The organism is Pseudoxanthomonas daejeonensis, from assembly GCF_010093205.1.
GTDB classification, from domain to species: domain Bacteria; phylum Pseudomonadota; class Gammaproteobacteria; order Xanthomonadales; family Xanthomonadaceae; genus Pseudoxanthomonas; species Pseudoxanthomonas daejeonensis.
Genome location: NZ_PDWN01000003.1, coordinates 162760 through 186082, shown reverse-complemented (window position 1 = coordinate 186082; position 23323 = coordinate 162760). Strand labels below are relative to the sequence as shown.

Below are 23323 nucleotides of genomic sequence, written 5' to 3'. Positions count from 1 at the left end.
CCATGAGTGACATCCAGTGGAGCGACGGCGCTCCCATCTACCGCCAGCTGAAGGACCGCGTGATCGCCATGATGCTGGACGGAATCCTGAAACCCGGCGAGGCCCTGCCTTCGGTCCGCCAGGTGGCCGCCGAGTACCAGCTCAACCCGATCACCGTCTCCCGCGCCTACCAGGAGCTGGCCGACGAGGGCCTGGTGGAGAAGCGGCGCGGCCTGGGCATGTTCGTGACCGAGGAAGCCTCCAAGCAGCTGCGCAGCAACGAGCGCGAGCGCTTCCTGAAGGACGAATGGCCGGCCGTCGCCGAGCGCATCCAGCGCCTGGGCCTGTCCGTGCAAGACCTGCTCAATCCTCTGGGGAACCACTGATGAACGCTGTCGCTCCCGAAACCCGAGGCACCGGCGCGGTCGTCACCGCCCGTGGCCTGCGCAAGGCCTACAAGAACAAGGTCGCCGTCTCCGGTGCCGATTTCGATATCGGCGCCGGCCGGATCGTCGGCCTGATCGGCCCCAACGGCGCCGGCAAGACCACCGCGCTCAAGGCGATCCTGGGCCTGACCCCGTTCGAGGGCCAGCTGACGGTGCTGGGCAAGGATCCGCGCACCCAGCGCGACGAGCTCATGAACGATGTCTGCTTCATCGCCGACGTGGCGGTGCTGCCGCGCTGGATGCGTGTAAGCGAGGCGATCGACTTCGTCGCCGGCGTGCACCCGCGCTTCGACCGGGCCAAGTGCGAGCGTTTCCTGGCCAACACCCAGCTGCACCCGAAGCTGCGCGTGCGCGAGATGTCCAAGGGCATGATCGTGCAGCTGCACCTGGCCCTGGTGATGGCCATCGATGCGCGCCTGCTGGTGCTGGACGAACCGACCCTGGGCCTGGACATCCTCTACCGCAAGCAGTTCTACCAGCGCCTGCTGGAGGATTACTTCGACGAGGAAAAAACCATCCTGGTCACTACCCACCAGGTCGAGGAGATCGAGCACATCCTCACCGACGTGCTGTTCATCCGCGACGGCCGGATGGTGCTGTCCTCGCCCATGGACGACGTGGCCGAGCGTTACACCGAAGTGCTGGTCGGCGCCGACCGGGTCGAAGCGGCGCGCGCGCTCAAGCCGATCGACGAGCGCGGCCTGCCGTTCGGCAAGACCGTACTGCTCTATGACGGCGTGCCGCAGACCCAGCTCGCCACACTCGGCGAAACCCGCAAGCCCGGTCTGGCCGACCTGTTCGTCGCCATCATGAAGGGGACCTACGCATGAACGCACTGAACCCCAGCCCCACCCACACCCCGCCGCACGACACGGCCAAGTTCAAGTGGCTGCTCAAGCGCGAGTACTGGGAGAACCGCGGCGGCTTCTTCTGGGCGCCGCTGATCACCGGCGCGATTATCGTCGGCCTGAACCTGATCCTGGCGGTAATCGGCAGCATTGCCGCGCGCCGCAGCATGGGCAGCAGCGGCTTCGTGTTCGACGACGGCACCGACGCGCACCAGATCGCCGACGCCCTGGGCGCGATGGGCGATGGCATGCTGCTCGGCGGCGTGCTGCTGGCCTGCGTCGTGCTGGCCTTCGTGGTCTTCTTCTACGCGCTCGGCTCGCTGTACGACGACCGTCGCGACCGCAGCGTCCTGTTCTGGAAGTCGCTGCCGGTCTCCGATTCGCAGATGGTCCTGTCCAAGGCCGCCTGGGCGCTGGTGCTGGCGCCGCTGTGGGCGATCGGCGTGGGCCTGCTGATCGGCGTGGCCCTGTGGGTGATCTCCGCGCTGACCATCACCGTCAACGGACTGCCCGCCGCCCATGCCGTGTTCACCCAGTCGCATCCGCTGCGCATCATCGGCGGCGTGCTGGCTTCGCTGCCGGTGTACATGGTGTGGGCGCTGCCGACCGTGGGCTGGCTGATGTTCTGCTCGGCCTGGGCGCGCTCCAAGCCGTTCCTGTGGGCGGTGCTGGTGCCGGTGCTGGTCTGCGTGGTGATCAGCATGATGACGATCCTGCCGGGCGTGGACATCGCCCACGACAAGGTCTGGTACACGGTGGTCTACCGCGGCCTGCTGAGCGTGGTGCCCGGTGGCTGGTACCCGGCGATCGGCGGCGTGGTGGATCCGTCGGTGCACATCAACACGCCCGACGACCTGTCCGGTGCGATCGACCTGACCCGCAGCTGGCATGCCTTCGCGACGGCGGACCTGTGGATCGGCGCGGTGATCGGCGTGGCCTTCATCGCCGCCGCGATCCGCCTGCGCCGCTGGCGCGACGAAGCCTGACCCGACACGTATCCGGAGACACACCATGCGCCCCACCCTGCTCGGACTGTTCGGCCTGCTCCTGATCGCCCCCACGGCGGCGCTGGCCGACGACCACTGCACCCATTCGGCCGCGCGCCAGCTCACCCTGGACCTGGCTGGCGTCAAAACGGTGCGCTTCGAGGTCAACCAGCACAACCTGGTGCTGCGCGCCGCGCCCGGCGGCAGCCACGAACTGAAGGGCCGCGCCTGCGCCAGCAAGCCGCAATGGCTGGACGACCTGACCGTCACCCAGGAAAAGAAGGGCGACACGCTGGTGGTGAAGGTGCGCCGCGAGAAGGAGGCAGGCCTGTCGAGCCTGTTCGGCGACAACTACGCCTGGCTGGACATCGCCGGCACGGTGCCCGACAGCGTGCTGGTCCAGCTCGATGTCGGCTCGGGCGACGCATCGCTGGACGGCGGCGCGGCGGCCAGCGCGGACGTGGGCTCGGGCGATGCCAAGCTGCGCGGCATCCGTGGCCTGGTGACCGCCAAGGTCGGTTCCGGCGACGTCGAACTCGACGGCGGCGGTTCGCTCAAGGTGCTTTCGATCGGTTCGGGCGATGTAAAGGCGCGCAACGTGGGTGGAGCAGCCGAAGTCGGCAGTATTGGCTCTGGCGACTTCAAGCTGGACGGCGCGCGTGGCGACGTGAAGATCGGCTCGATCGGCTCCGGCGATGCGGAACTGCGCAATGTCAGCGGCCGCGTGCGGGCCGAGTCGATCGGCTCGGGCAACCTGGAAGTGCGCGGCGCGGGCGCCCTGTCGGTCGGCTCGATCGGCAGCGGCGATGTCGACCACAGTGGCGTGACCGGTCAGATCGACCTGCCGCGCCGCGACTGAACCCCCCGGGAGAACGCCATGGAACGCACGCATATCCGTCGATCGCTGCTGCCGCTGCTGCTGGCAGGCCTGTTCCCGGTGGCCGCCCACGCAGCGCCGCCGCAGGAACGCAGCATCCAGGAAGAAATCAGCGCCGAGATGGCCGAGGCGCGCAAGGAAGTCCGCCGGGAACTGGCTACTGCCCGCGCAGAACTGCAGCAGGGCAACCTGGAAGTGGGACGGGACAACCTGAATTTCGGCAAGTCCGGCGAGCGCAAGCGCAAGGACGACGCGACCTTGCCCAAGGCGGAAATCACCCCGCTTGGCGACTTCCTGCTCGATGGCAAGGCGGTCGCCGTCAACGAACGACAGCGCAGGGAGCTGCTGGAATATCGCGGCCAGGTCATCGACATCGCGATGGCCGGCATCGACATCGGCGAACGCAGCGCGCAGATGGCCCTGGAGGCGGTCGACCGCGGCCTGTTCAGCCTGATGCTCAGCGCCATGACCGGCAGCCTCGAACGCAACCTTGAGAAGACGATCAAGGCTTCGATCGAACCCGGTGTCGTGCAGATCTGCCGCAGCCTCCCCGCTTTGCTGGACAGCCAGCAGCAGCTGGCCGCCAGCCTGCCGCAGTTCCGGCCGTACGCCACGCTCCAGGCCGACGATGTCCAGGACTGCGAAGACGAGATCCGCCGCGAATTCGCACTGAACTAGAGGAGAGGAACAGACCATGCGACATTTCCACGCTCTTGCCCTCGTGGCCATGCTGCCGCTCGCTGCCTGCGGCAGGGACGAACCGGCACCCACGCCCGCCGATGGCGGCAGCGCGGCTTCCGCCGCGACGGCGAACACGGCCCTGGGCCGGAAGATCCAGGAAGCGATGGCGCAGGCCAGCCGCAAGCTGGCGACCGAGAACATCCGCGTCGGCGAACAGTCCGACAAGCCCAAGGCCGAGATCAGCCCGCAGGGCGACTTCCTGGTCGATGGCAAGCCGGTCCCGGTCGACGACGCGCAGCGCAAGCTGCTGCTGGCCCATCGCGCCAACCTGGTGTCGGTCGCCCAGGCCGGCATCGCGGTCGGCATGCAGGGCGCGGACCTGGGGATCGAGGCGGCCACCGGCGCGCTGAAGAGCGTCTTCCAGGGCGACAGCGAGAAGTTTGGCCAGGAAATGGAAGCGCGCGGCAAGCAGATCGAGGTCGAGGCGCAGAAGATCTGCGAACGCCTGGCGCCGCTGCTCGCCTCGCAGCAGGCGCTGGCCGCCGCCCTGCCCGCCTTCCAGCCCTACGCGACGATGGACCAGGGCGACATCGACGAATGCGGCGAGGACGGCAACTTCAACGTCAACGTCGGCGGCGGATCAGACGACCTGACCGAGGTGGCTCCGGACGCTAAGCACAACATGGACGCAGCCGCCGAGGCCGACGCTGCCGCGGCGCGACCCGGGAACTGACCGGAACGCGCGCCGCCTGCTCATCGCTGCAGGCGGCCGCGCCGCCGCCGGGCTTCAGCCGCCACCACCGCCCGGCTTGCCATGGATGCCGCCCTTGGCCAGCACCGCCGGGTCGAGCAGCGCCGCCAGCGTCTTCGCCGGCAACCCGGTGACTTCGATCGCCACCTCCAGCACCGGCCTTCCTTGCTTGTAGGCCTGCTTGGCGATCGCCGCGCCCTTCTCATAGCCGATCACCGGATTCAGCGCGGTCACCAGGATCGGATTGCGCGCCAGCGCTTCGCGGATGCGCTCCGGCCGCACCTTCAGCCCGGCGATGGCCGAGTCGGCCAGCAGCGTGGACACGTTCGCCAGCAGGCCGATGGAATCGAGCAGGTTGGCTGCGATCAACGGCAAGGTCACGTTGAGCTGGAAGTTGCCGGTCTGGCCGGCGATGGTGATCGCGGTGTGGTGGCCGATCACCTGCGCGGCGACCATGACCGTGGCTTCCGGGATCACCGGATTGACCTTGCCCGGCATGATCGAACTGCCGGGCTGCAACGCCGGCAGCTCGATTTCGCCCAACCCGGCCAGCGGTCCGGCATTCATCCAGCGCAGATCATTGGCGATCTTGATCAGGGCCACCGCCAGCGCATTGAGCTGGCCGGACAGCTCGACCGCGTCGTCCTGCGCGGCCAGGCCCTCGAACTTGTCGGATGCGCTCTCGAAGCGGGTGCCCGACAGGACCGAAAGCGCCCGTGCCGCGCGCGCGCCGAAGCGCGGATCGGCATTGATGCCGCTGCCGATCGCGGTGCCGCCCAGCGGCAGGCGGCGCAGGCGCTTGAGGCTGTCGCCGATGCGCTCCTCGGCCGAGCGGAGCTGCGACGCCCACGCGCCGAACTCCTGTTCGAAGGTCAGCGGCATCGCATCCATCAGGTGGGTGCGACCGGTCTTGACCACCCGGCGCAGCTCGCGGCCGCGCTTCTCGATGGTCTTGCGCAGGTGCCGGAGCGCCGGCAGCAGGTCCTCGACCACGGCCAGCTGCGCCGACACGCGGATCGCGGTCGGAATGACGTCATTGGAACTCTGGCCCAGGTTGACGTGGTCGTTGGGATGGACCTGGCCCTTGCCAGCCTTGCCCGACGCATTGGCCAGCGCGGCGATCACCTCGTTGGCATTCATGTTCGACGAGGTGCCCGAACCGGTCTGGTAGATGTCCACCGGGAAGTGGGCGTCATGCGCGCCCGCAGCCACCTCGAGCGCCGCGGCGCGGGTGGCGGTGGCCACGTTCTTCGGTAAGAGGCCCAGCCCGGCGTTGACCTCGGCGGCCGCGGCCTTGACCAGGCCCAGCGCGCGGATGAAGCCGCGCGGCATCGGCCTGCCCGAAATCGGGAAGTTCTGCACCGCGCGCTGGGTCTGCGCGCCCCACAGGGCGTCGGCGGGCACCTGCAGCTCGCCCATGCTGTCGTGTTCGATGCGGGTGCGGGGACTGCCGGGCGCCGATGCGGCGGTGGACCGGCTGGCGCGCGGGGACGCCTTCGCACGGGGCCTTGCAGGGGTCTTGCTCATGACCGTCTCCAGCGGGGATGGACCACGGCGGGCGGCCGGTGACACCGGCGGCTGGCGGGGCAGCCAGCATACGCCAGGCCCCGATCCGGCCCGGCGCGTTAAACTTGAACGCTCCCTTCCGCCGCATCCCGCCCCCATGTCGGATTCCGCCCTGCTTGCCCTGTCCCCGCTCGACGGCCGCTACGCGTCCAAGGTCGACGCCCTGCGCCCGATCTTCTCCGAGTACGGCCTCATCCGCGCCCGGGTCAAGGTCGAGGTCGAATGGCTGCTGGCGCTCGCCGCCGAGCCGGGCATCGCCGAGCTGGCCGAATTTTCCGCCGCTGCGCAGCAACGCCTGCGCGCGCTGGCCGACGACCTCTCGGTCAACGACGCGGCGCGGGTCAAGGAGATCGAGCGCACCACCAACCACGACGTCAAGGCGGTGGAGTACCTGATCAAGGAGCGGCTGAAGGACGACGCCGGCGAGCTTGCCGAAGAGCTGGGGCCCGCGCTGGAATTCGTCCACTTCGCCTGCACCAGCGAGGACATCAACAACCTCAGCTACGCACTGATGCTGCGCGAGGCGCGCGACACGGTGCTGCTGCCGGCGCTGGACGGCGTCATCGCCCAGCTGCGCGCGCTGGCCGCGGCCCAGGCCGCCCAGCCGATGCTCTCGCGCACCCACGGCCAGACCGCCTCGCCAACCACCCTCGGCAAGGAAGTGGCCAATGTCGTGGCCCGCCTGGAACGCCAGCGCAGGCAGATCGCCGCGGTCGAGCTGACCGGCAAGATCAACGGCGCGGTCGGCAACTACAACGCCCATGCCATCGCCTATCCGGAAATCGACTGGCCGCTGTTCGCGCAGCGCTTCGTCGAGGGCCTGGGCCTGCCCTTCAACGCCTACACCACCCAGATCGAGCCGCACGACAACATCGCCGAACTGGGCGATGCGGTGCGCCGCGCCAACACCGTGCTGGTCGACCTGGCGCGCGACGTGTGGGGCTACATCTCGCTGGGCTACTTCAGGCAGAAGCTCAAGGAAGGCGAGATCGGCTCCTCGACCATGCCGCACAAGGTCAACCCGATCGACTTCGAGAACGCCGAGGGCAACTTCGGCATCGCCAACGCGCTGTTCGAGCATTTCTCGGCCAAGCTGCCGATCAGCCGCTGGCAGCGCGACCTGACCGACTCCACCGTGCTGCGTGCGCTGGGCACCGCGTTCGGCCACACCCAGGTCGCCCTGGACTCGCTGGGCAAGGGCCTGGGCAAGCTGACGGTCAATCCCGAACGCCTGGAAGCCGACCTCGACGCGGCCTGGGAAGTACTGGCCGAGGCGGTGCAGACGGTGATGCGCCGGCACGGCCTGCCCAACCCGTACGAACAGCTCAAGGCGCTGACCCGCGGCCAGGGCATCGACGCGGAGGCGATGCGCGGCTTCGTCGCCTCGCTGGACCTGCCGGAAGATGCACGTGCGCGCCTGCAGGCGCTGACGCCCGCTGCCTACACCGGCCTGGCCGAACGCCTGGCGCGCGCGCTGTGAAGGTGCGGACGCTCGCCATCGCGGCCGTCGCGCTGCTCGCGCCCTTCGCCGTGCGTGCCGGTGCCACGAGCGCAGCCAGCCCCGCGCCTGCGCCGGCCTGCGCCGCCGACGCCGGCTGGGACGATCCGTCCCCGCCCTACCACCTGCACGGCGACACCTGGTTCGTCGGCACCTGCGGCATCACCGCGCTGCTGGTGACCTCCCCGCAGGGTCACGTGCTGCTCGATGGCGGCACCGCCAAGGGTGCCGCACTGATCGAGGCGAACATCCGCGCCGCGGGCTTCCGGGTCGAGGACGTGCGCTACATCGTGGGTTCGCACGAGCATTTCGACCATGCCGGCGGCATTGCCGCCTTGCAGAAGGCCAGCGGCGCGACCGTGGTCGCGCGCGAGCCGGCCGCCGTGGTGCTCGAGAGCGGCCGCAGCGGCCGCGAAGACCCGCAGTTCGCAATGCTCGACGCCATGGCGCCCGTCGCAGGCGTGCGCCGCATCGGCGATGGCGAGGAGCTGTCGCTGGGCGGCTGGCGCCTGACCGCGCATGCCACACCCGGGCACTCGCCCGGCGGCACCAGCTGGACCTGGCGCTCCTGCGAGAACGGCGCCTGCGCCGACATCGCCTACGTGGACAGCCTCACCGCGATCTCCGACGACGAATGGCGTTTCAGCGACCATCCGGACTACGTGGCAAGCCTGCGCCGCACGCTCGACGCGGTCGCCGTCCTGCCCTGCGACATCCTGGTCACGCCGCATCCGTCCGCCAGCGACCTGTGGTCGCGACTGGGTCCGGGCGCCCGCCAGCCGCTGGCCCAGGAAGGCGCGTGCCGTGCCTATGCCGGCAAGGCGCGCGAGCGCCTCGACAAGCGCCTGGCCGACGAAGCCACCACCCCGCCACAACGCTGATCCCCGCCGCCGCCGACGCGATCCGACATGCAGCTGCTGATCAACATCGACGTCGACGACCTGGCCCGCGCCGAGGCGTTCTATCGCGACGCGTTCGGCCTGGCGGCCGCGCGGCGCTTCGGCGATGGCGGCCTCGAAATGACCGGTGCACCGGTGCCGTTCTACCTGCTGCGCAAGGAGGCCGGCAGCGAAGGCGCCGCCGGTTCGTCGCGCAATTATCGGCGCCACTGGTCGCCGATCCACCTGGACCTCGTGGTCGAGGACCTGGACGCCGCCCTGGCCCGCGCGACTGCCGCCGGCGCCCGCACCGAAGGCGAAGTGCGCGAAGCCGCCTGGGGCCGCATCGTGCAGCTGGCCGACCCGTTCGGGCACGGCTGGTGCCTGCTCCAGTTCCTCGGCCGCGGCTACGACGAGATCGCCACATGACTCCCCGCACCAAGAAGACCTCCATCGAGCCGCCATTCGAGATCGATGCCGCGCGGCTGCCGCCGCTGGGCATGGATCCGGCCGCGTTCCTGCGCGACTACTGGCACAAGCGCCCCCTGCTGATCCGCAATGCCTTCCCCGGGCTGCAGGCCCCGCTGCAGCCCGAGGACCTGGCCGGCCTGGCCTGCGAAGAGGGCGTGCTGGCACGGCTGATCTCGCACGACCGTGCCAGCGGTGCCTGGAATGTGCGCCATGGCCCGTTCGCCGAGGAGGATTTCCCCGGCCTGCCCGACCACGACTGGACCCTGCTGGTCCAGGACGTCGACAAGTGGGATGCCGATGTCGCCGCCCTCCTGGCGCAATTCCGTTTCCTGCCACGCTGGCGCATCGACGACGTCATGGTCAGCTTCGCCGCCACCGGCGGCTCGGTCGGCGCCCATGTCGACCACTACGACGTGTTCCTGCTGCAGGCACAGGGCCATCGCCGCTGGCAGATCGACGCGAGCGTGGCGATGGGCCAAGCCGCGCCGGACCTGGACTTCCAGGACGAGGTGCCGATCAAGCTGCTGCGGAAGTTCGATCCGACCCACGACTGGGTGCTGGGCCCGGGCGACATGCTCTACCTGCCGCCTTTGGTACCGCACCACGGCGTCGCCGAGGATGCGTGCCTGACCTGTTCGATCGGCATGCGCGCACCGGCCGCGTCCGAACTGATGGGCGACTGGCTGGATGAAGTGCTGCTCGGCGCCGACGAGTCCGTCCGTTACCACGACGAGGACCTGCTCGTGCCGGCCGATCCCAACGAGATCGACGTGGACGCGATGAACCGGGTGGTCGAAGCGCTCAACGCGATCCGGATGAACGACCCGGACCGCCTCGGCGACTGGTTCGGCCGCTTCATCACCACCTACCGCGCCGCCGGCGAGGTCATGCCGCGCGGCGACGAGCGTCCCCGGATCGAGCTGGAGTGGGACCTGACCCGCGGGGCGGTGCTGCAGCGCCATCCGTGGTCGCGGATGGCCTGGCGGCGCACCCGCGACGACGCCAGCCTGTTCTGCAGCGGGCGGGCGCTGCCATTGCCGGTCGCCGACGCGCGCCTGCTGGCCGACGCCCAGGCGCTCGACGGCGCGCTCTGGTCGCAGCTCTCGCCGGACGGTCGCGAGGCCGCCCACGCCCTGTACCAGGCCGGCCACTACGCCCTGCTGGTCGAAGACCCGGACGCGGACTACGACGCATGACCGCTGGTTTCACCATCGCCACCGTCGACTACGCACGCGACCACGCGCGGGTGCACGCGGTGCGCGAGGTGGTCTTCGTGCAGGGGCAACAGGTTCCCGTCGAACTGGAACGCGACGCGCTGGACCCGCTGTGCTTCCACGTCCTGGCCGTGGACGCCGACGGCCAGGCGCTGGGCACGGCCCGACTGACGCCCGACCGGCGGATCGGGCGCATGGCCGTGCTGGATGCGCACCGCGGCAAGGGCATCGGCGAGGCGATGCTGGCGGCGCTGGTCGCCGAAGCCCGGCGCCGCCAGTGGCCGGAGGTCTCCATGCACGCCCAGCTCCACGCGCTGCCGTTCTACGCCCGCGCCGGCTTCGTTCCCTCCGGCCCCTCCTTCGTGGAGGCCGGCATCGACCATCGCGAAATGCGCCGCCGCCTGCCCGGCTCAAGCCCGATCGAGGACGCCATGGGCGCCGCCGCGGTGCTGGTCGCCCTGGCCGGCCACGCACGACGCGACCTGGGCGTCTACAGCCGGGCCATGGATCCGGGGCTGCTCGATCGCATGGACGTGCTTGAAGCCCTGCGCCGCTTCGCGGTAAGCGGCGGGGAACGCCGGGTCCGGGTGCTGCTGCAGGATGCGGCCACGCCGCAGCGCAATGGCGCGCCGTTGCTGCCGCTGGCCCAGCGCCTGCCCAGCGTGTTCGCCTTCCGCGAGGTCCGCGACCCGGTCGACGCCCGCTATCCCTCGGCCTACGCCTTCAACGATACCGGTGGCGCCTGCTTCCGCCCGCTGGGCCACCGCTTCGACGGCGAAGGCGGCGTGGACGACGCACCGCTCGCCCGGCGCCTGCAGCTGGACTTCGATCGCATCTGGGAGCGTTCGCGGCCCTGCACCGAGTACCGCACGCTCTAGCACGGCCCGTGCTGTCGCTGCGGCAGGTGGCGAACGCGTACGCAGGCGGCGAGCCGACCCGGGCAGGCCCCTGCATGGATGCCACGCAACGGTGTATTCCGTGGACCGGGCGCGGGACAGCGCAGGGCGAATCGCGAACCCGCGGCGAATCGGTGCACACGGAGTGTGAACAGGCGCACCACGCGTGCCTCGACGGGCGTGGATCGGCCATTCGTCTAGGTCCCTGAACGGGCGATGGGGGTTATACTTTTGCGGCTGTCACGCCCGCTCCGGCGGGCCTGGGGCCAATACCGGCCCGTCCCCCCTCCAGACGCGACCATCGTGGACAACCTACTCAAGCAGTTTGCACAGTCTTCGCTACTCGGCAGCAATGCCGCCTTCATCGAGGACCTGTACGAGCAGTACCTGGTCTCCCCCGAAAGTGTCGATCCGAAGTGGAAAAGCTACTTCGACGGGTTCAAGGGCCGCGAGGCCGGTGATATCCCGCACTCGGCCGTCATCGCCCACGTCGCGCAGGCCGCCCGCCAGGCCGCCAACAACGGCCATGCGACCGCCCCGTCCGCCGGCGACGAGCGCGAGCGCAACGTCGGCCGCCTGATCACCGCCTACCGCTCGCGCGGCCACCTCGGCGCCCAGGTCGACCCGCTCGCCCTGACCCCGCCGATGAACCCGCCGGACCTGGGCCTGGGCTTCCATGACCTGTCCGAGCGCGACCTGGACAGCGAGTTCAGCACCGGCGGCCTGGCCGGCCAGCCGCGGATGAAGCTGCGCGACCTGCTCGCCCGGCTCAAGGCGACCTACACCGGCCCGATCGGCGCCGAGTTCATGCACATCCCGGAGGTCGAGCAGCGCCAGTGGCTGTACCAGCGCCTGGAGCTGGCCGGTGGCGACTACAACCTCAGCGCCGAGACCCGCCAGCGCGTGCTGGAGCGGCTGACCGCCGCCGAGGGCCTGGAGCGCTACCTGCACACCAAGTACGTCGGCCAGAAGCGCTTCTCGCTGGAAGGCGGCGATTCGCTGATCCCGCTGCTGGACACGGTGATCCGCCAGTCCGGCGTGGACAAGGTCAAGGACATCGTGATCGGCATGGCCCACCGCGGCCGCCTCAACGTCCTGGTCAACACCCTGGGCAAGAACCCGCGCAAGCTGTTCGACGAGTTCGAGGGCAAGTTCGAGCACGACGCGCTGGCCCACGCCGGCGACGTGAAGTACCACATGGGCTTCTCGGCCGACCTCGCCACCCCGGGCGCGCCGGTGCACCTGGCCCTGGCCTTCAATCCTTCGCACCTGGAGATCGTCGACCCGGTGGTCGTCGGCTCGGTGCGTTCGCGGCAGGAGCGCCGCGGCGACGACGAGCGCCGCCGCGTGCTGCCGGTCGTGATCCACGGCGACGCCGCGTTCGCCGGGCAGGGCGTGGTCATGGAGCTGTTCCAGATGTCGCAGGCGCGCGGCTTCGCCGTCGGCGGCACCGTGCACGTGGTGGTCAACAACCAGGTCGGCTTCACCACCAGCAACAAGGAAGATGCCCGCTCCACGATGTACTGCACCGACGTGGCCAAGATGGTCGGCGCACCGGTCTTCCACGTGAATGGCGACGATCCCGAAGCGGTGGTGTTCGTGGCCAAGCTGGCCTACGAGTTCCGCCAGCAGTTCCGCAAGGACGTGGTCATCGACCTGGTCTGCTACCGCCGCCACGGCCACAACGAGGCCGACGAGCCGGCGGCGACGCAGCCGGTGATGTACCAGACCATCCGCAAGCACCCGACCACGCGCGAGCTCTACGCCGCCAGGCTGGAAAAGGCCGGCGTGATCGCCGCCGACGCCGGCAAGGCGCTGGTCGACGCGTACCGCGACAAGCTCGACGCCGGTGAGTACACCACCGAGCTGGCCGGTTCCAAGCCGGAAGACTACGAGCTGACCATCGACTGGTCCAAGTACCTGTCGGGCACGCTGTCCGATACGGTCGACACCAGGGTCAAGAAGGGCACGCTGGTCCAGCTGGCCAAGATCATCAACACGATCCCGCAGGGCGTGTCGCTGCATCCGCGCGTGGCCAAGATCTACGACGACCGCCTGAAGATGACCGCCGGCGAGATCGGCGGCGACTGGGGCTTCGCCGAGAACCTCGCCTACGCCACCCTGCTGTCCGAGGGTTACGGCCTGCGCCTGGTCGGCCAGGACGCCGGCCGCGGCACGTTCTTCCACCGCCATGCGGTGCTGCACGACCAGAAGACCGACAGCTACTATCTGCCGCTGCGCCAGCTGGTGGAAAGCCCGGAACAGGCCACGATCATCGACTCGCTGCTCAGCGAAGAGGCGGTGATGGCATTCGAGTACGGCTTCTCCACCACCGACCCGAACACGCTGGACATCTGGGAAGGCCAGTTCGGCGACTTCGCCAATGGCGCCCAGGTCGTGATCGACCAGTTCATCGCGTCGGGCGAGGCCAAGTGGGGCCGCATTTCCGGCCTGACCCTGCTGCTGCCGCACGGCTACGAGGGCCAGGGCCCGGAGCACAGCTCCGCGCGTCTGGAGCGCTTCCTGCAGCTGTGCGCGCTGGAGAACATGCTGGTCTGCGTGCCGACCACGCCGGCGCAGTGCTTCCACATGCTGCGCCGCCAGCTGAAGATGAGCACCCGCAAGCCGCTGATCGTGATGTCGCCCAAGTCTTTGCTGCGCCACAAGCTGGCCGTGTCGAGCCTGGACGAGCTGGCCAACGGCGAGTTCCAGCACCTGATCCCGGACACCAGCGCCGACCCGAAGAAGGTCAAGCGCGTAGTCGCCTGCTCGGGCAAGGTCTATTACGACCTGCTCGAGGACCAGCAGAAGCGCGGCCAGGACAATGTCGCCATCGTCCGCATCGAGCAGCTGTACCCGTTCCCGCGCGAGGCGCTGGGCACCGTGCTGCAGACCTACGCCAAGGCCACCGAGGTGGTCTGGTGCCAGGAAGAGCCGCAGAACCAGGGTGCCTGGTACCAGATCAAGCACCACCTGCAGGCTTGCCTGGCCAAGGGCCAGGCCCTGAGCTACGCCGGCCGCACCCGCTCGCCCTCGCCGGCCGTCGGCCATTTCGCCGACCACGTCGAAGAGCAGCTGAAGCTGGTTGCCGACGCGCTGGTCAATCCGCCCGGCAACCAGATCGTCGCCGAATAAACCTTCGCCCTGTTTGCCCTACGCATAACGAATCAAGGACGCCCCATGGCCACCGAAGTCAAAGTTCCGGTCCTTCCCGAATCCGTCTCCGACGCCACCATCGCCAGCTGGCACAAGAAGGCCGGCGACGCGGTGAAGCGCGACGAGAACCTGGTGGACCTGGAGACCGACAAGGTCGTGCTTGAGGTCCCCTCGCCGGTCGACGGCGTGCTGAAGGAAATCAAGTTCAAGGAAGGCGACACGGTGACCAGCCAGCAGCTGCTGGCGATCATCGAGGAAGGCGCATCTGTTGCCAGTGGCGCAGCCGCTGCCGCCCCGGCCGCCGCCAAGCCGGCCGCGGGCGCCGAGGAAGTGCAGCCCAAGGCCGCCGCCGCCAAGGCCGAAGCCGCCGCTCCCGCCTCGACCAAGCCGGCTCCGGCTTCGGGCAGCGAACTGCCGCCGGGCGCGCGCTTCACCGCCGCCAAGGAAGGCATCGATCCGTCGCAGGTCGACGGCACCGGTCGTCGCGGCGCGGTGACCAAGGAAGACCTGGTCAACTACGCCAAGAGCGGCGGCGCCGGCAAGGCCGGCGGCGCACGCCCGGAAGAGCGCGTGCCGATGACCCGCATCCGCACCCGTATCGCCGAACGCCTGATGCAGTCGAAGAACTCGATCGCGATGCTGACCTCGTTCAACGAGGTCAACCTGGCCAAGGTGTCGGCCGCGCGCAAGGAGCTGGGCGAGGACTTCCAGAAGGCCCACGGCATCAAGCTGGGCTTCATGAGCTTCTTCGTGAAGGCTGCGGCCAACGCGCTGCAGCGCTTCCCGGTCATCAACGCCTCGGTCGACGGCAGCGACATCATCTATCACGGCTACGCCGACATCTCGATCGCCGTGTCGACCGAGAAGGGCCTGGTGACGCCGGTGCTGCGTAACGTGGAACGCATGGGCTTCGCCGACATCGAGCAGGGCATCGCCGATTACGCCAAGAAGGCACGCGACGGCAAGCTCGGCCTGGACGACCTGCAGGGCGGCACCTTCACCATCACCAATGGCGGCACCTTCGGTTCGCTGATGTCCACGCCGATCGTCAATCCGCCGCAGAGCGCGATCCTGGGCATGCACACCATCAAGGAGCGCCCGATCGCCGAGAACGGCCAGGTCGTGATCGCGCCGATGATGTACATCGCGCTGTCCTACGACCACCGCATCATCGACGGCAAGGATGCGGTGCAGTTCCTGGTCGACATCAAGAACCAGCTCGAGAACCCGAACCGGATCCTGTTCGGGCTTTAAGCACGACCGCCCTCCTCCCACGCGGAGGAGGGTCTTTCGCCAGGGCTGGCGGAACACGCGCTCCATTCCGGCTCCACCGCCCTGCCGCACTCTCCATGCCCCCGACGGGGCTGCTTCCCGCGACGGGGAGCGAACGGCAAAGGAACTGGAAATGGCTGAACAATTCGACGTCGTCGTCATCGGTGCCGGCCCGGCCGGCTACCACGCCGCGATCCGTGCCGCGCAGCTGGGCCTGAAGACGGCCTGCATCGACGCGGCGCTGGGCAAGGACGGCAAGCCGGCGCTCGGTGGCACCTGCCTGCGCGTGGGCTGCATCCCGTCCAAGGCGCTGCTGGATTCCACGCACCAGTACTGGAACATGCAGCACCAGTTCGGCCAGCACGGCATCAGCTTCAAGGATGCGCAAATGGACGTGCCGAAGATGGTCGCCCGCAAGGACGCCATCGTGAAGCAGTTCACCGGCGGCATCGCAATGCTGTTCAAGGCCAACAAGGTCACCGCGTACTACGGCTTCGGCACGCTGCAGCCGGGCAACGTGGTCAAGGTCAAGCAACATGACGGCGCCGAAGTCGAGCTGAAGGCCACCAACGTCATCATCGCCGCCGGTTCGGACTCGATCGAGCTGCCGTTCGCCAAGTTCGACGGCGAGAACATCGTCGACAACGTCGGCGCGCTGGACTTCACCGAAGTGCCCAAGCGCCTGGCCGTGATCGGCGCCGGCGTCATCGGCCTGGAGCTGGGCAGCGTGTGGCGTCGCCTCGGCGCCGAGGTCACCGTGCTCGAAGCCCTGCCCGACTTCCTGCCCGCCGCCGACGCCGAAGTGGCCAAGCTGGCCGCCCGCGAGATGAAGAAGGAAGGCCTGGACATCAAGCTGGGCGCGAAGGTATCCAAGGCCGAGGTCGTGCCGTCCAAGGGCGCCGGCAAGGGCAAGAAGAAGGAAGTGGCGATCGCCTACGCCGACGCATCCGGCGAGCAGTCGCTGGTGGTGGACAAGCTGCTGGTGGCCGTCGGCCGCCGCGCCGCGACCAAGGGCCTGCTGGCCGAAGGTACCGGCGTGCAGGTCAACGAGCGCGGCCAGGTCGTGGTCGACGAGCACTGCCACACCGGCGTCGATGGCATCTGGGCGGTCGGCGACTGCGTGCGCGGGCCGATGCTGGCGCACAAGGGCTTCGAGGAAGGCATCGCCGTCGCCGAACTGATCGCCGGCCTGCCCGGCCACGTCAACCTCGACACCATCCCCTACGTGATCTACACCGCCCCGGAGATCGCCTGGGTCGGCAAGACCGAGCAGCAGCTCAAGGCCGAGGGCGTGCCGTACAAGACCGGCAGCTTCCCGTTCGCCGCCGTCGGCCGCGCCGTGGCCATGGCCGAGCCAGTCGGCTTTGCCAAGGTGATCGCGCATGCCGAGACCGACCGCGTGCTCGGCCTGCACCTGATCGGCCCGAACGTGTCCGAACTGGTCCACGAAGGCGTGCTGACCATGGAGTTCAATGGTTCTGCCGACGACCTGGCGCGCATCTGCCACGCCCACCCGTCCCTGTCCGAAGCGATCCACGACGCGGCCATGGCGGTGGACAAGCGCGCGATCCATAAAGCCAACTGAGTTGGCTTTATGGATGGAGGACATTCAAGATCGAATGTCCTCCATGGAACTGCCATCCCCGCCATTTCGCGCCGCTGGCGCGAACCGCCCCCGACTCGGGGGCTATGGCCAGGAGCCGTCGGAGATCGGCGCCTCGTGGAAGCCGCCATCCCCGCCGTCGCGCGCCTTTGGCGCGGACCGCCCCCGACTCGGGGGCTACGGCACAACGAAGCCGGGTGATGCCCGGCTTTGTCGTTCCACAAGCACAGCAACCGATCACAGAGGGTGACCATGGCTTCGAACGGACTGCCGCATCGCGTGACCGCCGGCCTCTACATCGCCGCCGGCGTGATGTTCATCGCCGGCGCGGTCGCCAGCCAGCGGCTTGCCTTCGGTGGCGTCGGCGTGGCCTTCATCGTATTGGGCGTCGCCATCGTGGTGCGCCAGCGCAAGTCGAAGAACTGATCGGGCAACGAAGGACATCGGCATGAAATCGATCTGCGTCTACTGCGGCTCCAACTCCGGCAGCAAACCGGCCTACACCGAGCGCGCGATCGCCCTGGGCGACCGCATCGCCCGGGAGGGCCTGCGCCTGGTCTATGGCGGCGGCAACGTCGGCCTGATGGGCACGGTCGCCAATGCGGTGCTGGCGGCGGGCGGCCAGGTCACCGGCGTGATTCCCAAGCAGCTGGCCGACTGGGAAGTGGCGCACCGCGGCCTGACCGAACTTGAGATCGTCGGCTCCATGCACGAACGCAAGTCGCGCATGTTCGACCTGTCCGACGCCTTCGTCGCCCTGCCCGGCGGCTTCGGCACGATGGAAGAGATCTTCGAGATGCTGACCTGGCGCCAGCTGGGCATCGGCAGCAAGCCCTGCGCCTTCCTCGACGTCGAAGGCTTCTACGCCCCGCTGATCGGCATGATCGACAGGATGGTCGACGAGCGCTTCCTGCATCCCGACCAGCGCGCGGACCTGTGGTACGGCAACGACCTCGAGGCGATGCTGGCGTGGATGCGGGGGTATGAGCCGGCGCAGGCGTCAAAGTGGATCGACGAGAAGCGACGCGACGCGATGCGATGAGGCCGCAGGCGCGTGGCGACGCGCCAGACGCCGCCCGCGCCCCCCTGCAATCCCGGCGCGGATCGACGAGAAGCGACGCGACGCGATGCGATGAGGCCGCAGGCGCGTGGCGACGCGCCAGACGCCGCCAGCGCCCCCCTGCAATCCCGGCGCGGCGCGACCTTTATCCGGACCTCCTCTGCCCGCTTTGATTTCCGCGGGCGAGGCGGCAAGAATCTAGGCACTGGGTCCCGGCGTTCCCCGGGACGACGGAGTTCCACGCATGACCATCCCCGCCTCCTTCCCCGCTTTCCGCATCCGCAACGATGACGCCGGCTACCGCAGCGGTATCGAAGCGTTGTCGCTGGACGAGCTGTCGCCCGGCGAAGTGGTGGTCAAGGCCGAATGGTCCTCGGTCAACTTCAAGGACGCGCTGGCCGGCACCGGCCAGGGCAAAATCCTGCGCCGCTTTCCGCTGGTCGGCGGCATCGATGTCGCCGGCCACGTGGTCGCCTCCACCGATCCGAAGTTCCGCGAAGGCGATCCGGTCCTGGTCACCGGCTGCGGCCTGAGCGAAACCCGCGATGGCGGCTACGCGGCCTATGCGCGCCTGCCGGCCGAATGGGTCGTCGCCCTGCCCCGCGGACTGGACCTGCGCCAGGCCATGATCCTGGGCACCGCCGGCTTCACCGCCGCGCTGGCGCTGTACCGCATGCGCGAGAACCGCCAGCGCCCGGAGCTGGGCCCGCTGGCCGTCACCGGCGCCACCGGCGGCGTGGGCTCCCTGGCGGTGGCGATCTTCAGCCGCGCCGGCTACCAGGTGCATGCGATCAGCGGCAAGGCCGACCAGGCCGGTTACCTGAAGTCGCTCGGCGCAAGCGAAGTGCTCGGCCGCGACGCGCTGGATGCGAAACGGCCCCTGGAATCGATCCGCTTCGGCGGCGGCCTGGACAACGTGGGTGGGCCGATGCTGGTCAGCCTGCTGGCGCAGACCGCCGCCTACGGCAACGTCGCCGCCGCGGGGCTTGCGGCCACGCCTTCGCTGGAGGCGCTGACGGTGATGCCCTTCATCCTGCGCGGCGTTTCCCTGCTCGGAATCGGATCGGCCGGCACGGCGCGCGACATCCGCGACGACATCTGGGCGCTGCTGGCGGACGAATGGAAGCCGGTGCAACTCGACGCCATCTGCACCCGCGAGGCGACGCTGCAAGACCTGCCGGCCGTGTTCGACACCATGCTTGCCGGCGGCTCGCTGGGCCGCACGGTGGTCCGCCTGCCTGCGTAGACCGCTCCCGCTGACAGCGGATTCAGTCCTGAAGCAGCGGATACACCCGCACGTAGTCGACCTCCATCCATGCCGGGAACGCGGACTCGTCGACGCCCTGCGCACCGCCCCAGTCGCCGCCGACGGCCAGGTTCATCAGCAGGTGGAAGGGCTGGTCGAACGGCCAGGAATCCGGGCCGGTGCCTTCGTTGGCGAACTCGAACACCGGCGCGTCGTCGATGTAGCCGCGGATCCAGTCCGGGGTCCAGTCCACCCGGTAGCGATGGAATTCGCTGCTGTGGCTGTCGACATGCGCCTGCTTGCCGCGCTGGGTCTTGATCTTGTGGTTGTAGGCCTGCGTATGCACGGTGACGTGGACCTGGCCGGGGTCGTAGCCCACGTGCTCCATGATGTCTATCTCGCCCGAGCGCGGCCATCCGCCATGGCGGTTCTCGGTCGGCAGCATCCACAGCGCGGCCCAGGTGCCGCGGCCGACCGGCAGCCGCGCGCGGAACTCGATGCGTCCGTACTGGAAGTCGCCCTTGCCGCGCGAGACCAGCCGCGCCGAGGTATACGGGTTCTTTCCCGCCCTCTGCCTGCGCGCGACGATGGTCAGCAGGCCATCGGCGACGAACGCATTGGCCGGCTTGTCGGTGTAGTACTGAAGTTCGTTGTTGCCCCAGCCCTTGCCGCCGAGGTCGTAGCCCCACTTCGCCGGATCGGGCTGGCCGTCGCCGTCGAATTCGTCCTGCCACGAAGGCGTCGATGCGAACGTCCAGGCCCGCGCCTGCGCGCCGGCACCGTCTTCGGCCTGCGCCGCCAGAGCCAGCATCACGCCCAGCAGGCACAGCACCCGCCCCATTCTCGCGATCGGACCCATGCGCTGCTTCCCCCTGATGGAATCCCCCGATTCTAGGCACGCGCCGCTGCCCGGCGAAGCTGCAGCGCAGCGAGGCGGGTCGCTGCGTCGCAGCGGGTGCCCGGCGGTGGCGGCGTTTACCCTTGCAGGCATGATCGATCCCCCCATGCGCATGCATGGCCCGCGAATGGCCGCCCTCCTGCTTGCTTCGGCATGCGCTTTCCCGCACCTCGTCGTTGCCGGCGCGCCGCCGGTCACAGGCGTGGCAGCGGGCTCGCCCGCGGAGGTCTCCAGCGCGCGCCCCGCACTCCTGGTGTTCACCCGTACCGCTGGCTGGCGCCATGACTCGATTCCGCAGGCGGTCGCCACGCTGCGCGACCTCGCCGACCAGGCCGGGTTCGACATCGTCCACAGCGAGGATCCGGCGATGTTCGACGATGCCCGCCTGCCGGGCTTCCGTGCGGTGCTGTTCGCCAACACCACCGGCGAGGTGCTCGATCCTGTGCAACGCGCAGCATTCGAGCGCTATGTCGCCGCCGGCGGCGCGTTCATGGGCGTGCATTCCGCCGCCGATACCGGCAAGCAGTGGCCGTGGTACGGCGACCTGGTCGGCGCCTGGTTCAAGGGCCACCCACCCGGCCTGCAGGCAACCGAGGTGCGCTTCGAATCCGGTCGCGGGCCCGATGGCCTGCAACGCTGGCGCGTCAGCGACGAGATCTACAACTACCGACGCAATCCACGCGCGGGCGTGGACGTGATCGCCACCGTGGACGAATCGACCTATGCCGGCGGGACCATGGGCGCGGATCATCCGATCGCGTGGTGCCACCGTGCCGCCGGGGGGCGTGCGTGGTACACCGGCCTCGGCCACGATCCAGCACTGTATGCCGACCCGGTATTCCGCGCGCACCTGCTGCGCGGCCTGCGCTACGCCACGGGCCTGTCGGGCGACTGCTAGGGACCCATTCCGGGGCCGCAATGTGCGCATGGTCAATCTTCGTGGCGGCGCCGGGGCCGCGGGAGGCTTCCGGCGGCTTCACGCAACGTCTACACTCCGGCGCAGGGGAAATACCGGGGGACGCACCATGGCACGCATCCTGATCGTGGACGATTCGCCATCCCAGCTCATGGGAATCCAGCGCATCGTCGAGAAGCTCGGCCACGAAACGCTCACCGCCGAAGACGGCGCTGCGGGCGTGGAGGTGGCCAAGGCGCAATTGCCCGACCTGATCCTGATGGACGTGGTGATGCCCAACCTCAACGGGTTCCAGGCCACCCGCACCCTGAGTCGCGAAAGCACCACGCGCGACATCCCGGTGGTGCTGGTGACCACCAAGGACCAGGACACCGACCGCATGTGGGGCATGCGCCAGGGCGCGCGCGCCTACCTGACCAAGCCGTTCTCGGAAAGCGACCTGTCGGACGTGATCGGCCGCCTGCTCGGCGACGAAGCCGGGCTCGTACCCGAGGCCTGAGGCCGGCTTACTCGCCGTCGCCGAATGCGGCGCCCAGGTCGCGATAGGCCTGGCGCTGCGCCTCGTTGCCCGGCGCCGGCGCCTGCACCTCAAGCTCCACGATCTGGTCGCCCGGCGTGTCGCCCGGCAGGCCGCGTCCACGCAGGCGCAGCTTGCGACCGGCATCGGAGCCGGCCGGAATCTTCAGCTCCACCGGCCCGCCCAGGGTCGGCACGCTCACCGTCGTTCCCAGCGCCGCGTGCCAGGCCGGCACGGGCAGCGTGTGCAGGATGTTGCGCCCGTCCACTTCGAACTGCGGGTGGGCCTGGTACTCGATCTCCAGCAAGAGGTTGCCGCCGCCGTTGCCCTGGCCGGAGAGGCGGATCGCCTGGCCGGCGCGGATGCCCTTGGGGACCTTCACTTCCAGCTGCCGGCCGTTGAGGGTGATCCGCACGCTGTCGCCGCGGTAGACCGCCTCCAGCGGCACCGCGAGCTTGGCCCGGGTGTCGCCGCGCGGCTGCGGCCCGCCGGCGCGCGGACCGGCACCGCGCTGGCGTGCGAACACGCTTTCGAAGAAATCGCTGAAGCCGCCACCACCGCCACCGCGGCCACCCATGTCGCCGAAGATCTCGTCGTAATCGAAGCCGCCACCTTCGAAACCGCCCGGCGGCGGATGGAACTCCTGCCCCGGCCGGTAGCCGCGCGCGCGCAACTGGTCGTAGGCGGCGCGCTTCTGCGGATCGCGCAGGGCCTCATAGGCTTCGCCGATCGCCTTGAACTTGTCCTCGGCGTCGGATTCCTTGCTCACGTCCGGGTGGTACTTGCGCGCCAGGCGGCGGTAGGCCGACTTGATCTCGGCTTCGCCGGCGCTCGGTTCGACCCCGAGGATCGCGTAATAGTCCTTGAATTCCATCATTCACCACGACTGGCTGGGCGCCGGGCGTCTGCCGCCCGGCACCGGAAACATAAAGGCCCGCAGCGCGGGCGCCACGGGCCTGATTCTAGGCGTTCGCCCGGCACCGGCGCGAACCGGCGACGGGTCCCGGCGCTGCGCTCGCAGCGCCGGGCGTGGCATCACTGCACTTCGATGCGGCGCGGCGTAGCCCGCGGGCGCTTGGGGATGTCGATGCGCAGCACGCCGTTGCGGCCGCTGGCGGTGATGTTGTCGGCATCGGCACTGTCGGGCAGGGCGAAGCGGCGGTGGAACGCGCCCCAGGCGCGCTCGCGGCGCGAATAGCCCTGGGTTTCCCCTTCCTCGCCGGCGCGTTCGCCCTTGAGGGTCAGGACGCCCTTGTCCATCTGCACCTCGATCTCCTTGGGATCCACGCCCGGGATGTCGGCGAAGATGACGAACCGGTCGGCCTCCTCGCGGATGTCCACCGAGGGCGCCCACTGGCTGGTCACCACGTCGGACGGATCGGCGCCGGCGTCGCCGAGGAAGCGCTCGAACACCTGGCGGAACTCATCCTGCAGGTGGCGGCCGGGAACGGTGTTGTAGCGGACGATGGCCATGGAGGTCTCCTTGCTCGAAGGGCCGCTGCGGGATGCGCGGCGATGCCCGGAAAATGGGAATCGGCCGGCATGTTTCAAGCGTCGCCACGCG

At 69.2% G+C, this 23323-nt stretch carries 23 protein-coding genes; 19 read left to right on the top strand and 4 right to left on the bottom strand.

The window, feature by feature from the left end:
- The first annotated feature begins 2 nt into the window (after positions 1-2).
- Genes CSC65_RS04045 through CSC65_RS04020 form a run of 6 tightly spaced genes read left to right on the top strand, consistent with a single transcriptional unit; the run spans position 3 to position 4550 of the window.
- Positions 3-365, top strand: coding sequence for a GntR family transcriptional regulator (locus CSC65_RS04045; protein ID WP_162408700.1), 363 nt, complete (start codon positions 3-5; stop codon positions 363-365).
- Positions 365-1255 carry an ABC transporter ATP-binding protein gene (locus CSC65_RS04040; RefSeq protein ID WP_162408699.1) on the top strand — a complete coding sequence of 297 codons (891 nt, stop codon included), beginning with the start codon at positions 365-367 and terminating at the stop codon, positions 1253-1255. Before CSC65_RS04045 ends, CSC65_RS04040 begins: the two co-directional genes overlap by 1 nt.
- Positions 1252-2259: an ABC transporter permease gene (locus CSC65_RS04035; protein WP_162408698.1), complete on the top strand. Its 1008-nt coding sequence runs from the start codon at positions 1252-1254 to the stop codon at positions 2257-2259. The genes CSC65_RS04040 and CSC65_RS04035 overlap by 4 nt, the downstream gene beginning before the upstream one ends.
- Before the next feature lie 25 nt (positions 2260-2284).
- Positions 2285-3118: a DUF4097 family beta strand repeat-containing protein gene (locus tag CSC65_RS04030; RefSeq protein ID WP_162408697.1), complete on the top strand. Its 834-nt coding sequence runs from the start codon at positions 2285-2287 to the stop codon at positions 3116-3118.
- An 18-nt stretch (positions 3119-3136) separates the two neighbouring features.
- Positions 3137-3814, top strand: coding sequence for a hypothetical protein (locus CSC65_RS04025; RefSeq protein WP_162408696.1), 678 nt, complete (start codon positions 3137-3139; stop codon positions 3812-3814).
- A 16-nt stretch (positions 3815-3830) separates the two neighbouring features.
- Positions 3831-4550: a YggN family protein gene (locus CSC65_RS04020; protein ID WP_202922825.1), complete on the top strand. Its 720-nt coding sequence runs from the start codon at positions 3831-3833 to the stop codon at positions 4548-4550.
- Between the two features lie 54 nt (positions 4551-4604).
- On the opposite strand, the gene CSC65_RS04015 is transcribed toward CSC65_RS04020, so the two are convergent.
- Positions 4605-5987, bottom strand: a complete 1383-nt coding sequence (locus CSC65_RS04015) for a class II fumarate hydratase (RefSeq protein WP_238390279.1) — start codon at positions 5985-5987, stop codon at positions 4605-4607.
- Positions 5988-6231: 244 nt separating this feature from the next.
- Here CSC65_RS04015 and purB point away from each other — a divergent pair, with 244 nt between their 5' ends.
- The 11 genes from purB to CSC65_RS03960 all read left to right on the top strand — a co-directional run bounded on the left by purB (position 6232) and on the right by CSC65_RS03960 (position 19428).
- Positions 6232-7614, top strand: a complete 1383-nt coding sequence (gene purB / locus CSC65_RS04010; RefSeq protein WP_162408694.1) for an adenylosuccinate lyase — start codon at positions 6232-6234, stop codon at positions 7612-7614.
- Positions 7611-8513, top strand: coding sequence for a subclass B3 metallo-beta-lactamase (gene bla / locus CSC65_RS04005; protein ID WP_238390266.1), 903 nt, complete (start codon positions 7611-7613; stop codon positions 8511-8513). The genes purB and bla overlap by 4 nt, the downstream gene beginning before the upstream one ends.
- A 27-nt stretch (positions 8514-8540) precedes the next feature.
- Complete coding sequence (locus tag CSC65_RS04000; RefSeq protein ID WP_162408693.1) at positions 8541-8939, top strand: VOC family protein; 399 nt, start codon at positions 8541-8543, stop codon at positions 8937-8939.
- Entirely contained in the window at positions 8936-10177 is a 1242-nt protein-coding gene (locus tag CSC65_RS03995) for a ribosomal protein uL16 3-hydroxylase (protein ID WP_238390265.1), read from the top strand. The genes CSC65_RS04000 and CSC65_RS03995 overlap by 4 nt, the downstream gene beginning before the upstream one ends.
- A complete protein-coding gene (locus CSC65_RS03990) occupies positions 10174-11073 on the top strand; it encodes a GNAT family N-acetyltransferase (protein WP_162408692.1) in 900 nt (299 codons plus the stop codon). The genes CSC65_RS03995 and CSC65_RS03990 overlap by 4 nt, the downstream gene beginning before the upstream one ends.
- 321 nt (positions 11074-11394) lie before the next feature.
- The gene (locus CSC65_RS03985) at positions 11395-14226 is read left to right on the top strand and encodes a 2-oxoglutarate dehydrogenase E1 component (RefSeq protein WP_162408691.1); all 2832 of its coding nucleotides are present in this window, start codon (positions 11395-11397) and stop codon (positions 14224-14226) included.
- A gap of 45 nt (positions 14227-14271) precedes the next feature.
- Entirely contained in the window at positions 14272-15501 is a 1230-nt protein-coding gene (sucB, locus tag CSC65_RS03980) for a dihydrolipoyllysine-residue succinyltransferase (RefSeq protein WP_162408690.1), read from the top strand.
- A 151-nt stretch (positions 15502-15652) separates the two neighbouring features.
- Entirely contained in the window at positions 15653-17104 is a 1452-nt protein-coding gene (lpdA, locus tag CSC65_RS03975; RefSeq protein WP_162408689.1) for a dihydrolipoyl dehydrogenase, read from the top strand.
- A gap of 270 nt (positions 17105-17374) precedes the next feature.
- Complete coding sequence (locus tag CSC65_RS03970) at positions 17375-17548, top strand: MFS transporter (RefSeq protein ID WP_162408688.1); 174 nt, start codon at positions 17375-17377, stop codon at positions 17546-17548.
- Between the two features lie 22 nt (positions 17549-17570).
- The gene (locus CSC65_RS03965) at positions 17571-18164 is read left to right on the top strand and encodes an LOG family protein (protein WP_162408687.1); all 594 of its coding nucleotides are present in this window, start codon (positions 17571-17573) and stop codon (positions 18162-18164) included.
- A gap of 262 nt (positions 18165-18426) precedes the next feature.
- Entirely contained in the window at positions 18427-19428 is a 1002-nt protein-coding gene (locus CSC65_RS03960) for a YhdH/YhfP family quinone oxidoreductase (protein ID WP_162408686.1), read from the top strand.
- A 22-nt stretch (positions 19429-19450) separates the two neighbouring features.
- Here the strand turns inward: CSC65_RS03960 and CSC65_RS03955 are convergent, their stop codons facing one another.
- The gene (locus CSC65_RS03955) at positions 19451-20287 is read right to left on the bottom strand and encodes a glycoside hydrolase family 16 protein (RefSeq protein ID WP_162408685.1); all 837 of its coding nucleotides are present in this window, start codon (positions 20285-20287) and stop codon (positions 19451-19453) included.
- A 166-nt stretch (positions 20288-20453) separates the two neighbouring features.
- Here CSC65_RS03955 and CSC65_RS03950 point away from each other — a divergent pair, with 166 nt between their 5' ends.
- Both CSC65_RS03950 and pilH read left to right on the top strand, forming a co-directional pair.
- Entirely contained in the window at positions 20454-21224 is a 771-nt protein-coding gene (locus CSC65_RS03950) for a ThuA domain-containing protein (protein WP_162408684.1), read from the top strand.
- 127 nt (positions 21225-21351) lie between these two features.
- On the top strand, positions 21352-21741 hold the full coding sequence (gene pilH / locus CSC65_RS03945; protein ID WP_162408683.1) for a twitching motility response regulator PilH: 390 nt from the start codon (positions 21352-21354) through the stop codon (positions 21739-21741).
- 7 nt (positions 21742-21748) lie between these two features.
- Here pilH and CSC65_RS03940 read toward each other — a convergent pair whose 3' ends face one another.
- Complete coding sequence (locus CSC65_RS03940; RefSeq protein ID WP_162408967.1) at positions 21749-22633, bottom strand: DnaJ C-terminal domain-containing protein; 885 nt, start codon at positions 22631-22633, stop codon at positions 21749-21751.
- A 161-nt stretch (positions 22634-22794) separates the two neighbouring features.
- The gene (locus tag CSC65_RS03935) at positions 22795-23232 is read right to left on the bottom strand and encodes an Hsp20/alpha crystallin family protein (protein ID WP_162408682.1); all 438 of its coding nucleotides are present in this window, start codon (positions 23230-23232) and stop codon (positions 22795-22797) included.
- Positions 23233-23323: the final 91 nt, after the last annotated feature.